This window comes from Collinsella sp. 4_8_47FAA (assembly GCF_000763055.1).
Lineage (GTDB): Bacteria > Actinomycetota > Coriobacteriia > Coriobacteriales > Coriobacteriaceae > Collinsella.
The window spans coordinates 1-829 of the sequence record NZ_KN214158.1; the positions used below are offsets into that span (position 1 = coordinate 1).

The following is an 829-nucleotide window of genomic DNA, read 5'->3' on the forward strand; positions in this document are numbered from 1 at the left end:
GCAAGGTCTACAGGACTCGCAGGTAGGCGGGTCGACACCGCTAACGAAACGGGGAGGGTTTTTGACCATCCCCGTTTTTTTTACGCTTGCCACCACGGACGCCCATCGTACGGACGACCGTCGGGCAGCCTGTCGTACTCACGCGGCCCCGTCTCCAGCAGCTCCTTGGCGCGGTCTGGGTCATAGCGCACATCCCAGGGAGAGCAGTAATACCATGCGGAATTGCCTCCGTATCGGGTAAGCCGCCACCGAGCCTCGGCAATCGGAACGAAGCCGAGATCGCACCACTGGTAGGCGGTGTGGTCGCGGCGGCCCTCCTGCAAGGTTTCCTCGTCGATGTGAGCCCCCCAACAATCGAGAAGGTCTTTGCGATGCTGTTCCGCGCGGGCGGCGCCCTCGATGCGCCCGCACTCATCGGCCTCGCGCTTCGCCTTGGCGTCGGCGCGGCGGCGGCGGTTGACCGCCTCGACGTCCTTTTTCGCCCAGGGGCGCGTCTGCTCGATGTTGTAGAACATCGCGGTCGTGTTTCCGTTCGGGGAGCGCCAAGTGCGCTCCACACCCTTTCCGAGCTGGCCTTTCTTGACATGGCGGTGCTTCTTCTCCCACTGTGCCGCGGTGCGCAGCTCGACGCCGTCAATCTCAATCATGGCGGCTCACCTCCTTGGGCAGATCGCAGTCGAGGTATACGCGCACGTACCTGCTCTCGCCGCGGTTCGGGTACTCGCGGGAGCGCTCCAGAACGCACCCCGCCGCCTGCATCGCGTCGGCGATGCGCTGAACCTCGTCGGGCAGGCCCTCAAGACGAACCCTGACCATGACAACCTCCTTG

General features: G+C 64.5%; 2 protein-coding genes. Both read right to left on the minus strand.

What is annotated here, in order from left to right; all coding sequences use genetic code 11:
- Positions 1-80: 80 nt before the first annotated feature.
- The gene (locus HMPREF9463_RS10230; RefSeq protein WP_035138999.1) at positions 81-647 is read right to left on the minus strand and encodes a hypothetical protein; all 567 of its coding nucleotides are present in this window, start codon (positions 645-647) and stop codon (positions 81-83) included.
- Positions 640-829, minus strand: a 190-nt coding sequence (locus tag HMPREF9463_RS10235; protein ID WP_035139000.1) for a hypothetical protein, incomplete at its 5' end; no start/stop codon positions are given. The genes HMPREF9463_RS10230 and HMPREF9463_RS10235, both read right to left, overlap by 8 nt.